The organism is Billgrantia sp. NRB1, from assembly GCF_056921725.1.
The window spans coordinates 2483054-2496068 of the sequence record NZ_CM167783.1 but is presented as its reverse complement, the minus strand read 5'-3'; the positions used below and the strand labels follow the sequence as shown (position 1 = coordinate 2496068).

Here is a 13015-nt window from a genome sequence, read left to right as displayed (position 1 = left end):
CACCCTCTCCAGTGTGTTAACCCTATGCCTTATACCAACTCTCAGCCTCCCGCAGAGGAAGTGATCGATCTCGGCCGCTTCTTCGGCACGCTGCTCGATCATAAGTGGTTTATCGCCATCGTTACCGCGGTCTTTATGATCGGCGGCATCGTCCATGGCAAGCTGGCGACCCCGATCTACCAAGGCGATGCCCTGGTTCAGGTCGAGCGCCGCTCCACCGTCAGCCCGCTGGGCGATCTAAGCAGTGCACTGGGCGCGGCTGGCGAGCTGAATCATACCTCGGCAGAGATCCAGATCCTTCAGTCGCGCATGGTTCTGGGCCAAGCCGTTGATCGGCTGGGCCAGGATACGATCGTGCGCCCGGTCACTCTGCCCATCATCGGTGACTATGTACTGCGTCATGGCATTTCGCGTCCGGACTTTCCCATCAGGCTGCCCTATGTCAGCGACTATGTGCTCAGCAGTGGCATACCCCAACCCGCCTTTATGGAGCGTCAGCCCTTTGTGTGGGGCGGTGATAGGCTGGAGGTGGCGCGTTTCATGCTGGCGGAGCATCGGCGAGGCGATGTGGTGGTGGTGCAACGCGATAGTGAGGAGCGCTACCGGGTGATGATCGGTGGACAAGAAATCGGTACCGGGTATATCGGGCGACTCGGCATTTTCCTGGATGGCGAACTCGAACTGCTGATCGACGAGTTCCATGCGCCGCCGGGTGTCCAGTTCCACTTGGCCAAGCGCAATCGCAATGGGGCGATCCGCTCGCTGGGCAGCAGGTTGCAGATCAGCGAAGCCGGGGGAGGGCGAGATGCCTCGACTGGGGTGCTACGGCTCTCCATGACAGGCCCCGATCCCCAGGAGATCGTGCGCTCTCTGGATGCTGTGGCCGATACCTTCCTGACCCAGAACGTAGAGCGCCAGTCGGCCCAGGCCGAGCAGAGCCTGGCTTTCCTGGAGGAGAAAATTCCGGAACTGCGCACTCAGCTGACCGCCGCCGAGGAGCGGCTAAATACCTACCGGGCGGAGCTGGATAGCGTCGACCTCTCAAGCGAGGCCCAGGCGGCCGTGCAGCGCTATATCGATATCGAACGTAGCCTGAACGAACTAGAGTTCCAGGAAGCCGAGCTGGCGCAGCGCTATACGGCCAGCCACCCCAGCTATCGCGCCCTACTGCGCCAAAAGCGACACCTGCAGGAGGAAAAAGCCCAGTTGAATGCGCGGGTCAATGAACTACCATCCGCCCAGCAGGAAGTGTTGCGTCTGACGCGAGATGTCGAAGTCACCCAAGCGATCTACGTCAATGTGCTCAATAATGTACAGGAACTCCAGGTGGCTAAGGCTGGCACCATCGGCAATATCCGGATCATCGACCGGGCCGAAATCCAGGGATTAGTTGCTCCCGAGCGATCCCGCATCACGATACTGGCCACGCTCCTGGGAGCGACCTTGGCCGTCGGGCTGGTTCTGCTGCGGGCCTTGCTCAAACGGGGGGTAGAAACACCCGACCAGATCGAAGCCGCGGGCATGCCGGTGTATGCCACTATTCCGCTCTCCAGCCAGCAGCGAATCCTGGCACGTAGAGGAAAGCTGAAGCGCAGCCTCGCGAAGAAAGACATTATCGTAGGTGTGCTGGCCGATCGCGATCCAGCCGACGGTGCCGTTGAGGCCATTCGAGGCCTGCGCACCAGTTTACATTTCGCTATGCTCGAGGGCTGCAACAATCGATTGATGATTACCGGACCGAGCCCCGGCGTTGGCAAAAGCTTCGTTTCCATTAACCTGGGTGCCGTGGCTGCACAGGCCGGCATGCGAGTGCTGATCATCGATGCCGACCTACGCAAGGGGCGCATTCATCATGCCTTCCGCCAGCGCAGTGATAAAGGGTTGGCCGACTATCTCGCCAATAGAGTGGAACTGGACGACATCATTCAAGAAACGCCAATCGACAACCTGTCGCTGCTGGCCCGTGGCAGTGTACCACCCAACCCTTCCGAACTGCTGATGCAACCTCGTTTTATGGAGGCGATGGCCCAGTTGGGAAAACGCTATGATCTGATCATCATTGATACGCCACCGGTACTGGCGGTGACCGATGCTAGTGTGGTTGGTAAGCACTGCGGCACTTCTCTGATCGTGGCCCGCTTCGAACGCAATCCGGTGCGTGAACTCATTGCTGCAAAGCGGCGCCTGGAAAGCAATGGGCTGGAAGTGCAGGGGGTTATTCTCAATGCGATCGAGCGTAAGGCATCCACAGCGTCCAGCCATTATGGCTACTACTCGTATAATTATCGATGAGATCTAATATTAATAATAATGGCTGAAAAGGTCGGTAGTTAAATAAAAATATTTCAAATATCCATTTGATGGACTGCTTAAGCATCAGCAATCTTTCCTCGAAAGGATGTATATGAAACTTCTTGTGACTGGCGGGGCAGGGTTTATTGGTTCTGCATTGATTCGATATGTCATAGCCAATACCAGTACTTCCGTAGTCAATGTCGACAAACTCACCTATGCCGGCAACTTGGAGTCACTGGCCGGCGTTGGCCCTAGTGATCGCTACGCCTTTGAACGGGTCGACATCTGTGACCGCAACGAGCTGGAGCGAGTGTTTGCGGAACACCAGCCGGATGCCGTGATGCACCTGGCTGCCGAGAGCCATGTAGACCGCTCCATCGATGGACCAGCGGCCTTTATCCAGACTAATATAGTAGGCACCTATACGCTTCTGGAGGTGGCTCGTGCTTACTGGCAGGGCCTGAATGGCAAGCGAAAGGCAGCCTTTCGTTTTCACCATATTTCCACCGATGAAGTGTATGGTGACTTAGGCGAGGAGAGAGGAGTGAATAGTGAGGAGAATCCCTTACCCCTCACTCCTAACTCCTTACAAGCAAGCGAAGCGCAGCGATCACTCTTCACTGAGCAGAGCCCCTATGCGCCCAGCTCACCATACTCCGCCAGCAAGGCCAGTTCTGACCACTTGGTGCGGGCCTGGCACCGAACCTACGGCCTGCCAGTGCTGCTCACCAACTGCTCCAACAACTACGGTCCCTATCACTTTCCCGAGAAGCTGATTCCGTTGATGATTCTCAATGCCTTGGAGGGAAAAGCGCTGCCGGTGTATGGCAAGGGTGAACAGATTCGCGACTGGCTCTACGTGGAAGATCACGCTCGGGCGCTCTATAAGGTGGTTACCGAAGGCAGGGTAGGGGAGACGTACAATATCGGTGGCCACAACGAGATGCAGAATATTGAGGTGGTGCGTAGCATCTGTGAATTATTAGATGAGCTCGTACCCTCACACCTCACGCCCCATGCCTCACTCATTACGCACGTACCCGATCGGCCCGGGCACGATCTGCGCTATGCCATCGATGCCAGCAAGATTGAGCGCGAACTGGGTTGCTGGCCACGGGAAACGTTCAAGTCGGGTATCCGCAAGACCGTCCAGTGGTATCTCGACAACTTGGAATGGTGCCGGCGGGTACAGGATGGCACCTATCAGCGCGAGCGGCTGGGGACAGGTCGCTCAGTACTCGTTGTGGAGTAGTATTCGACATGGCTCTTTCAGCGCGAATCAATCAGTTGCTAGCCCCAATGGGGCTGAAACTTCAGCGTATGCCGGATACATTTCCGCTGAACCAGGCGCCATCGCGAAATGCGGGCCATCAGGTGGAGCTTATTGGGGCCTCTGGGGTTGGAAAGTCCTACATCTATGGACAGTTGAACTCACAGCTAACAGGCGACTGGTTGTCTAGAAGGCAGATAAATAAGTACTGCATTCACCGAAGAAATTTATTTAAGGTAGTAGAAGGTAGAGATACAGCTCTGTTGGAATACTTGCTCTGCAAGAAGCATGAGTTTATCTGGAGCCAAGACATACCTCTATGGCGTAAGCAAAGGCTCTATAAATATTGCGGAGACTTGTTGTCCAAAGATGCCTTTATCCGGGATCTATGCTTCAAGACCCAAGGTTTGTTTATAGATGAAGGAGTGCAGCATAATTTTAGCAGTGAGTTGCTTGCCTGGCATACCCAATATTCCAGCCAAAACGCCAAGGATATGCAGCGTCTAAAAGATTTTATGAAAGGGCGAAGCGTAATACTGGTGGATGCTTCTGTTGAACACATCATGAGCAACCTGAAAAAACGCCATACGCAACTGCAGGGGAAAGCGATGAACGACTGGGTGGCGTGGATGACAGAAGAGGATATTTTTTCGAAAATAAGCAAAGCAAAAGAAAGTAAGCGGCGTTGGTTAAATGTTGCCAAAACGCTGGGTACGGCCACACTCGAGCTGGATGCCAGCGGGAAAATGAGCGTTAATGAACGCAAGCTGGCGGATTTCCTTAAGTCGATACTGCAGGAAAAGGAGTGAGCCTCATATGAAAGGGATCATTTTGGCCGGCGGCTCCGGCACCCGCCTCTATCCCATCACCATGGGCGTTTCCAAACAGCTGCTTCCGATCTACGACAAACCGATGGTCTACTACCCCCTCTCGGTACTGATGCTGGCGGGCATTCGCGACGTGCTGATTATCACCACGCCTGAAGATCGGGCCAACTTCGAGCGCCTGCTGGGCGACGGCAGCCAGTTCGGCATCCACCTGAGTCATGTCGAGCAGCCCAGCCCTGACGGCTTGGCCCAGGCGTTTATCATCGGCGAGGCATTTATTGGTGAGGACAGCGTCTGTCTCGTGTTGGGTGACAACATCTTCTATGGACAAAGCTTTTCGCCCAAGCTCAAACAGGCTGCTGCCCGCTCCAGCGGGGCTACCGTATTCGGCTATCAAGTCAAGGATCCTGAGCGCTTTGGGGTAGTGGAGTTCGACGCCAATAAGCGTGCCATCTCCATAGAAGAAAAACCCACGATACCCAAGTCGCACTATGCCGTGACCGGGCTCTACTTCTACGACAATGACGTGATCGAAATTGCCAAGCAGGTGCAGCCCTCTCACCGTGGTGAGCTGGAGATCACCAGTATCAACCAAGCCTATCTCGAGCGCGGTGACCTCAAGGTGGAACAGCTCGGACGCGGTTTCGCCTGGTTGGATACCGGCACCCACGAAAGCCTGCTGGAAGCCGCCCAGTTCGTGGAAACCATCGAGAAGCGCCAGGGCTTCAAGATCGCCTGCCTGGAAGAGATCGCCTGGCGCAACGGCTGGATGAGCACCGCCGAGCTGCTGGCCGCCGGTGATTCCCTGGCCAAGAACGGCTACGGGAAATATCTCCTATCCCTGGTGGAAAATAAATAAGCCCTCCTGATCACCATTACCGAACGTTTGGCCCGCTATGATTCCAGTGACCAAGCCTTATCTGCCCAGCCGTGAAAAGCTCGATCGCTATATTGATGGCATCTACGAGCGTGGTTGGCTGACCAACAACGGCCCGCTGGTGCAGGAGCTGACCCGGCGCCTGGAGGAGTATCTAGGTGTCGAAAACCTGCTGCTGGTCAGCAACGGCACCCTGGCACTACAGATTGCCTATCGGGCACTCGGCATCAGCGGCCAGGACTCGCCGGTTGAAGCCATCACCACACCCTTTACCTTTGTGGCCACCGCCAGCTCGTTGAAGTGGGAAGGGGTGAAGCCGGTGTTTGTGGATATCGACGCCGAAACCTGGTGCCTGGACCCGGCCCTGATCGATGCCGCGATTACTCCCCGAACCCGAGCCATCGTGCCAGTGCATGTTTTCGGCAACGCCTGCGAGATGGAGGTGATTGATGAGATTGGCCGCCGGCACGGCCTGAAGGTGGTCTACGATGCCTCCCACGCCTTCGGGGTGACCTACAAGGGTGACAGCCTGCTCAAGTATGGCGATGCCGCGACGCTTAGCTTCCACTCCACCAAGCTGTTTCACACTATCGAGGGCGGTGCCATTGTCTTCAAGCGCAAGGAAGACTTAGTGCGTGCCAAGAAGATGATCAACTTTGGTATCACTGGGTCTGATAGCATCGAGGATCTGGGTATCAACGCCAAGATGAATGAATTTCAGGCGGGGATGGGGCTGTGCGTGCTGGACGAGATCGAAGAGAATCTGCAGGGCAGAGCAAAGGTATGGCAAGCCTACGAAATGGCTCTGAAAGGAAAAGTGCAGCTTCAGTATCGCCACGCGGAGGCAAGTAATAACTACTCTTATTTTCCTTTGGCAGTTAAATGTAAAGACTCAGTCAATGAGTTGATGACTAGGCTCAAAGAAAATGGAGTGATGGCCAGAAGGTATTTTTATCCATCATTACACGAAGTAGGGGTCTTTCCAGACAGCGATCAAGTGAAGGCTGCGGAGGATATATCCCGAAGAGTGGTTTGCTTACCCATATATACGAAATTTCCTGACAGGGGAAAAACTGCAGTCATCAGCGCCTGTCAGAGATTGGTTGACAAAGGAGTGAAAGGAAGTCAATAGAAGTACCTTTAGTGAAAGCTAGCGTTTCGATAGGTTGTCATTAATCCAATGAAACATGAGATATCGTCAATAATATATAATACTGCTGCATATTTGTTCATGTGATTTCAGGGTTAAAGTGGCCTAATGGAAGTGAGGTGTTATCCAGTTTGACTTTCTGCGAATGTCGTTGGAATGGATCCTATGATTATTAAAAAGTTTGCTCATATTGGTATGCCGAAAACCATGACATCAGCTTTTCAAGATTCTTTTTTTGGCTGCCATGAAGACATTTACTTTCTAGGCGTTGGCGTAGAAAGTTTGATTGATTATGTTAGTGATGATGTTAACATAATATTTGACACCCTCATACCATATTCATCAGAAAGTTTTTATGAAGCTAATAAATGTAGTTACAAAGATAAGTTGAGTAGCCAGTTTGAATATGCTGAAAATAATAAAAAGATATGGGTGGGAGTGTCAAGCGAGTGGCTTGGATTTAATTTTACGCCGGAAATGGCGGATCCGGAACTAAAAATAAGGCGCCTATCTGAGTTTATGGGAAGGGATTGCAAAATAATTTTTGTTATAAGAAATCAGTGGTCTTTTTTAAAATCGCTATACGCAGAGCTTGTGAAAATTGGGTATTCAGGCAGTTATTTAGAATACTGTTCTTACCTTTGGAATTTTAGAGATAGAAGCTCATTGCCAGATTTTCTTTACGACGTACAATACGAAAGGCTTTGTAAATATTTTGAAGAAACAAATATCAATGTATTACCACTTGAGAATTATCGCAATGCAAGTGGGAAGCTGTTCGAGATTAATGGGAAAATTCATATAATTGAGGAGTTATGCAGGATTTTGGAAATCGACTATCCTGGGAATTTAACAATTCCTTGCGTTAACCCGTCACTTAATGGAGCTGAAGTGGTTAAAAAATTGAAATTAAACAAGAAGTATCGACACGACTTTGGTAATTTTATTTTTGAACCGTCGAATATACATCGAAGCCGTAAGCAGTTAGAAAAAAATCAGCAAATTGGAATTGCTGATTATTTTGCTGACGTCAAGATAAAAAGGATGTTGATTGGCTTAGCTAGAGAGCAAGCTAAGCTAAGTTGTGAGATGCATGATTTTAATCTTCCGGAGTTCTTGAGTGAAAAGCTCAATGGTATCTTTTACGCCTCAAATCAAAAATTTCAAGATTTGTCGGGAATCAAGCTGCCCGCTGAATATTTCCAATTAAAATGTACTGAAAACTGAAAGATAACGCACTCCATAACAAAAGCCCAATATGGGTTGTTGTGGCCCCATGCTGACACCGTCTCTCATGCACCATTTAGCGATCATTCCCGACTTCCGCCAGAAGTGGAAAGTGAAGCATCAGCTGTCGGCTATCCTGTTTTTGATGGTATGTGCGGTGATCTGTGGTGCTGAGGGTTGGGAGAAAATCAAGGATTTTGGTCACGTGAAGCTGGATTTTCTGCGTCAGTACGGCGATTTTGAGCAAGGCGTGCCGAGTCATGACACCCTGGAGCGTGTCATGGCGCTGATCAATGCCAAGCAGCGGCAGAAGGCGTTTGCTGACTGGATGAAGGTGTGCCATGACGTGACGGAAGGCGCCATTGTCACGATTGATGACAAATCTCGCTGCGTGGCTCATATTGCTGAGGAAAAGACAAGGCCGCCATCCATATGGTCAGCGCCTTCAGTACGGCCAATGGTGTGGTGATGGGGCAAATTAAAACAGACAGAAAGTCAAATGAGATCACCGCGATACCTGAGCTGCTTACGCTGTTGGACCTTAATGGCTGTCTGGTAACCATCGATGCGATGGGCTGCCAGTAAAAGATCGCCCATGAGATCTGTTAGCAGGGTGCCGACTACCTGCTCTCATTTTGCTAGGAAGGCGAGGGTGCCCCAAATGAAGCCGCCGTGGTGCGTCACTATATTATTTCCGCGAAGCTGACAGCCCAGTAGCTGGGTAAAGCTATCCGCCAGCACTGGAAAATTGAGAATAGGTTGCATTGGTGCCTGGACGTAGCCATGTGCGAAGACGGTTGATGAATCCACTGCGGTCAAACCGGTCAAACTGCAGAGAATCTGGGGAAGGATGCTCCATATATTGCGTTGGATTACCAGAAAGGTAATACTAAATTCAAGAGTGGCATTCGGGTAAAACAGCAGAAAGCAGCGCTGAGCGAGGTGTATCTGGCGCATGTTCTCGTCGCTGTGAGTGTTTTCATGCGTTCTCCATGCCTAAACCGTGACATCGCTAAACCGGCACTTTTGTCACGAGTTTCGTGAAACGCGATTTTCGACAAAAATGCCGACTTGAGTCCTCTAGAGGCCTGCGGGGAAAGGTGGCAAAAATGCCGGCCCAGCGGCAAGATTTCCGGTGATTCCATGAAGCAACGAATAACCAATTTTTGAGTCTGACTAAATTATCTGGGGGCGCGTACAAGGAGTGACTGTGTATAATTCTTATGGAGAAAAATTACCCTGGCCCGTCGTGATGCGGGTACCTGAGAAAACCGTTGTTGCGATTGTCTCCTTGGCCGTCGCGAGCGCATGGTTTGTTTTTTTCCTGGTAGATGTTGCCCGGGTGCTTGAGCTTCCCGGCGGATATCCGGCTTGGCTGATGCTGTTTAACGACAGGCCTGTTGAATGGATGCAGTGGCTCCTTCAAGGGGCTGCGATCATGGTAGCGGGATTCGTCGCCGGGCGGATTTCCAGGCCGGAAGATGCGGGACTGAGAACCTTCCTTCTTCTTCTGGGGTTCGGACTGGCACTGATGCTGTTCGAGGATGCTGGTGACGCTAGGCACGTCATCAGCGCTATCGCCCGCGAAGCTTATGGGGACATAATTTTAGGTCTACCAGTGCGGACAGTGATAGATGTCCCGTATTTCATGATCATTGCTGCCCTTCCTGTCGCCGCTATTATAGGATTCGGACGCCATGCATGGCGCGCAGCACACGCTCGGCCCTATGTGCTGACCGCATATGGTTTGTACGGACTCGCAGGAGCAGCTTCCGGGGTACGTCATCTCGGCGATCTCTACATCACTATAGGCAGTACGGTTGATCGCCTGCTGCTCGCAGGACGCTTCCCCGTACCCGAAGGAATGACGCAAGATAGAGCGCATTTCCTCCTTGTAGACAGTCTCATTGAAGAGTCAATAGAGACAATCGCCGCAGTCTGTATGCTAGCAACAATGCTGGCCATCGGTCGCTGCATTCGTGAGCACAGCCTTATCCCCCGTGTCTGAGCATTGCATGCACGCTGCACCGGAGGTCGTGCCGGGTCAGTATCGCCAGGTAGGCGATGTCTTTCGTACAGCCCGCGTAATTTATCACGGCCTTGGTATAGCGGCTGATCGTACGCTTTCGGACGATCGAGCACTAGCACTTGCGGGCTTTCCTGCAGCAACGATGCCGATGCCCGCAAGGTGCTGGAGGTATTGCCCAAGCGCTTTGGCCTGACCCTGCACCCGACCAAGACCCGGCTGGTGCGGTTCCGACCGCGTCCTGGACAACGTGCCGAGACCTTCGACTTCTTGGGCTTCACTCACTACTGGGGGGAAGTCCGCGCAATCCCCCGGCCCCTACTCGATTGAGAATGGAGATGGTTGAGAGAGCCTGATTTTTTCACTTTGATTTTAACCATGGGTTATGATTTTTCAGAAAACAGATTTCCTAAAATTAATGTTCTATCCAGTAGAAAGGCTGCTCGTAAAGTTTCAAGTGAGGTGCTTGTATGGAATATGATCATAAAGAATATCCGAAGCTGGTTGGTGGTAAAGATTACTGGGCGCAAGTAAAGCGTACTGTAAATGGTCAACCTGTGAGTGAATTAGATATTGATATGATCACGACAGCTATTCGCAATGGCTTGCGATTGAAGCTTGGAAGCCAAGATCAGCTGTTGGATTTGGGCTGCGGCAATGGTGCCCTTACCCACCTTCTCTATGACAGTGTTTATGGCGTTCTAGGTGTAGATTTTTCCGAATATTTGATTCAGGTGGCACAGCGTGATTTTCAAATTCCGGGAAAGTTTGAATATCAACTGATGGATGTGTGTCAATATTTGCGTAGTGAGCCGCAGTCTGAACGGTTCAATAAGGTTTTGATGTATGGTTGCTTTTCCTACTTTCACAATGCACAGAATGTTCTTGCTCTTTTGCGGCAGCGTTTTACATCAGTTGAGCGGGTTTTTATTGGTAATATACCTGATTTAAACAAGGCAGAAGAGTTTTATTATAAGGGTCTTCCCAGTCTAGAGGAATTGCGCGATCCTGAAAGTAAACTCGGTGTGTGGTGCACCGAAGACGAATTTATTAGCTTGGCTAAACAGGCTGATTGGCAAGTTGAGTTTAGACGTATGCCAGCCAGTTTTTTTGCAAGTCATTATCGCTATGATGTGGTACTCACTCCAGCATGACGAATACGGTATGTTAATCATAAAAATCAGAGGGGCACTTATCTGGCTATTACCTGATTCCGTGAAGCCAGCGCCGACACTTCCCCTATCACCGCCAGCGGGCATTTTTTGACCTCCGATTCCGTCTCAACCGCCGAATGCATATCGGTGATGGCCGACCATGGCGGTGTCGACCGGGGACAGCAGCCCGTTTTGACATGCATTTCTACCCGCCGGGCATAGTGAGACTGGCTGCCGGTGACCGTCAGCCTTCTTCGTGGTGCCTTTGTCCGACAGACGAACAGCATGGCGTGCCTCGGGGATAGCGCAAGCGGCTTCGCAGGGTGTTCAATACCGTCATGCGTCCGATGTCCTGCCCGAAGTCGAGGATGACCTGCCGTGCCTTGTGGGTTAGGCTCGAGTTGGAGGTGAAAACTTCATTAGCTTTTCTAAAAAGTTGTATAAACACAGGTTGAGGAAGAAGAAGCGCCGGTAGCCCTGCTTAATTGACCAGGAGTTGGCCCAACTTCACTGCATGCCACACTGCTTAGCTGTATGCAAACTTTTCTGGTGTTTAGTATTGGCTATATTGGTATTGGCCCAATAAAGAGAAGGTTTTATGAAAGGAAAAAATAAAGTAGCGATAATGCAGCCTTATTTACTTCCATATATTGGTTATTGGCAACTAATGAACGCTGTTGATGTGTTTGTGATATATGATAATATTGAGTTCACAAAAAAAGGATGGATACATAGGAATCGCTATCTTTCAAATGGAAAACCTAGGTTTTTTTCACTCCCACTTAAAAAAGCGCCAGATCATCTTGATGTTATTGAACGTAAGATATCAGATAATTTTCCAGAAGAACGAGATAAGTTAATAAGAAGAATCGAGGGGGCCTACAAAAAGGCCCCATACTTTGAAGAAATTTATTTCTTATTCCGATCTTGCATGGCTTCAGAAGATGATAATTTATTTTATTTCATAAAGCACTCCATTAGTATGATAAAAGAATATTTGGGTATTGGCGCAAAAATTGTAGTGTCTTCGAAAATCATGCATGAAAACGACCTTAAAGGTCAAGATCGTGTCATACAGTTATGCAAACAATTGAACGCATCCCACTACATAAATTTAATTGGCGGAGCTGCTTTGTATAAAAAAGAAGATTTTAATAAAAATTATATAGATATTTGTTTTCATGAGTCAAATAACATTACGTACAAGCAGTTTAGCAATGAGTTTGTTCCTTTCCTTTCTATAGTTGATGTTTTGATGTTTAATGGATGTTGTAAAACAAAGGAAATGTTAAAGGAAATGACATTGAAGTGATTGTGTGAGCCACAGCCATAGACACTCGGCTGGGAGTCGCTACGCTGCGGAGCCTGTCAACATAGATGACACATGAAATGGTTCTGGCTCTTTAAAATCCTGCTGCCTGCGGCACCGGATCCCTCTCGGGATTCAGATGCACTACCTCTGGCAGGCTGAGGTTTCGAATGTCACCCGACCAACGCTCTGGGTGACGCTGCTTCGCTGCCTCGAAGACCTCCCGGCGCTGCGCCAGGATGGCTTTGGCCTCACCGTTATGACGCTGGCTCGGCGTGACGTAGCGAAGGGCGCTGTGCCGGTGTTCGTGGTTGTACCACTCGGTGAATTGCTGGACCCACTCCTGGGCTTCGGTCAGTGTCGCGAAGCCGTCGACGGGAAAGCCCGGCCGGTACTTCAGCGTCTTGAAGGCCGACTCGGCGAAGGCATTGTCGTTGCTGACCCTTGGCCGGCTATACGACGGGGTGATGCCCAGATCGTAGAGCTTCTCCAGGAAGGTCGCCGCTTTCATCGGGCTGCCGTTATCTGAGTGCAGAATCAAGGGCTTGTGACGATCAGTGAGGTGCTCTCGCCAGCAGGCCTTCTTGATCAGCTCCGCGGCCAGCTCTCCGGTTTCCGTCTCGTAGACCTCGTGCCCAACGATCTTGCGGCTGAAGACATCCATGATCAGGTACAGGTACCACCAGGTACCGCGTGCTGGGCCCGGCAACCAGCTGATATCCCAGCACCAAAGCCGGTTTGGGGCCGTGGCTTGGTGCGTAGTCGGAGAGCGCTTGCGCTGCGGGGCCTGCTGTCGGCCCCGGTGGTGTTGTTGGTCGTATTCATGAAGCACTTGTCAACGTCAGTGAAGGTAGACCGTATTTCGTCACTCAGATTGTCC

11 protein-coding genes and 1 pseudogene are annotated in these 13015 nt (G+C 51.0%); 10 read left to right on the top strand and 2 right to left on the bottom strand.

Translation table 11 applies throughout. The annotated features are described in order from the left end of the window. Positions 1 to 24 precede the first annotated feature (24 nt). The 7 genes and pseudogenes from ACZIYR_RS11355 to ACZIYR_RS11325 all read left to right on the top strand — a co-directional run. On the top strand, positions 25 to 2292 hold the full coding sequence (locus ACZIYR_RS11355; RefSeq protein ID WP_483526775.1) for a polysaccharide biosynthesis tyrosine autokinase: 2268 nt from the start codon (positions 25 to 27) through the stop codon (positions 2290 to 2292). Positions 2293 to 2404: 112 nt separating this feature from the next. Continuing rightward, a complete protein-coding gene (locus ACZIYR_RS11350; protein WP_483526774.1) occupies positions 2405 to 3547 on the top strand; it encodes a dTDP-glucose 4,6-dehydratase in 1143 nt (380 codons plus the stop codon). An 8-nt stretch (positions 3548 to 3555) separates the two neighbouring features. Next, positions 3556 to 4374 (top strand): hypothetical protein, encoded by an 819-nt coding sequence (locus ACZIYR_RS11345; protein WP_483526773.1) that lies wholly within the window; start codon positions 3556 to 3558, stop codon positions 4372 to 4374. A gap of 7 nt (positions 4375 to 4381) precedes the next feature. Next, positions 4382 to 5251: a glucose-1-phosphate thymidylyltransferase RfbA gene (gene rfbA / locus ACZIYR_RS11340; protein WP_483526772.1), complete on the top strand. Its 870-nt coding sequence runs from the start codon at positions 4382 to 4384 to the stop codon at positions 5249 to 5251. 37 nt (positions 5252 to 5288) lie between these two features. Then, positions 5289 to 6401 (top strand): DegT/DnrJ/EryC1/StrS family aminotransferase, encoded by a 1113-nt coding sequence (locus ACZIYR_RS11335; protein WP_483526771.1) that lies wholly within the window; start codon positions 5289 to 5291, stop codon positions 6399 to 6401. A gap of 174 nt (positions 6402 to 6575) precedes the next feature. Beyond that, positions 6576 to 7646 (top strand): hypothetical protein, encoded by a 1071-nt coding sequence (locus ACZIYR_RS11330; RefSeq protein WP_483526770.1) that lies wholly within the window; start codon positions 6576 to 6578, stop codon positions 7644 to 7646. Positions 7647 to 7695: 49 nt separating this feature from the next. Next, a pseudogene (locus tag ACZIYR_RS11325) lies at positions 7696 to 8228 on the top strand (ISAs1 family transposase); the annotation flags it as partial. 48 nt (positions 8229 to 8276) lie between these two features. Here the strand turns inward: ACZIYR_RS11325 and ACZIYR_RS11320 are convergent. After that, positions 8277 to 8603 (bottom strand): hypothetical protein, encoded by a 327-nt coding sequence (locus ACZIYR_RS11320; protein ID WP_483526769.1) that lies wholly within the window; start codon positions 8601 to 8603, stop codon positions 8277 to 8279. Positions 8604 to 8856: 253 nt separating this feature from the next. Here ACZIYR_RS11320 and ACZIYR_RS11315 point away from each other — a divergent pair, with 253 nt between their 5' ends. From ACZIYR_RS11315 to ACZIYR_RS11305, 3 genes are all read left to right on the top strand, one after another. Continuing rightward, positions 8857 to 9654: a hypothetical protein gene (locus ACZIYR_RS11315; protein WP_483526768.1), complete on the top strand. Its 798-nt coding sequence runs from the start codon at positions 8857 to 8859 to the stop codon at positions 9652 to 9654. Positions 9655 to 10142: 488 nt separating this feature from the next. Beyond that, a complete protein-coding gene (locus tag ACZIYR_RS11310) occupies positions 10143 to 10826 on the top strand; it encodes a class I SAM-dependent methyltransferase (RefSeq protein ID WP_483526767.1) in 684 nt (227 codons plus the stop codon). Positions 10827 to 11424: 598 nt separating this feature from the next. After that, positions 11425 to 12138 (top strand): WbqC family protein, encoded by a 714-nt coding sequence (locus ACZIYR_RS11305; protein ID WP_483526766.1) that lies wholly within the window; start codon positions 11425 to 11427, stop codon positions 12136 to 12138. 91 nt (positions 12139 to 12229) lie between these two features. Here the strand turns inward: ACZIYR_RS11305 and ACZIYR_RS11300 are convergent, their stop codons facing one another. Further along, entirely contained in the window at positions 12230 to 12967 is a 738-nt protein-coding gene (locus ACZIYR_RS11300; protein ID WP_483526765.1) for an IS3 family transposase, read from the bottom strand. Positions 12968 to 13015 lie beyond the last annotated feature (48 nt).

Excerpts from the sequence above, each read along its gene's own strand:
- ACZIYR_RS11355 (WP_483526775.1), top strand. The coding sequence starts at position 25 with ATGCCTTATACCAACTCTCAGCCTCCCGCAGAGGAAGTGATCGATCTC.
- ACZIYR_RS11350 (WP_483526774.1), top strand. The coding sequence starts at position 2,405 with ATGAAACTTCTTGTGACTGGCGGGGCAGGGTTTATTGGTTCTGCATTG.
- ACZIYR_RS11345 (WP_483526773.1), top strand. The coding sequence starts at position 3,556 with ATGGCTCTTTCAGCGCGAATCAATCAGTTGCTAGCCCCAATGGGGCTG.
- rfbA (WP_483526772.1), top strand. The coding sequence starts at position 4,382 with ATGAAAGGGATCATTTTGGCCGGCGGCTCCGGCACCCGCCTCTATCCC.
- ACZIYR_RS11335 (WP_483526771.1), top strand. The coding sequence starts at position 5,289 with ATGATTCCAGTGACCAAGCCTTATCTGCCCAGCCGTGAAAAGCTCGAT.
- ACZIYR_RS11330 (WP_483526770.1), top strand. The coding sequence starts at position 6,576 with ATGGATCCTATGATTATTAAAAAGTTTGCTCATATTGGTATGCCGAAA.
- ACZIYR_RS11320 (WP_483526769.1), bottom strand. The coding sequence starts at position 8,603 with ATGCGCCAGATACACCTCGCTCAGCGCTGCTTTCTGCTGTTTTACCCG.
- ACZIYR_RS11310 (WP_483526767.1), top strand. The coding sequence starts at position 10,143 with ATGGAATATGATCATAAAGAATATCCGAAGCTGGTTGGTGGTAAAGAT.
- ACZIYR_RS11305 (WP_483526766.1), top strand. The coding sequence starts at position 11,425 with ATGAAAGGAAAAAATAAAGTAGCGATAATGCAGCCTTATTTACTTCCA.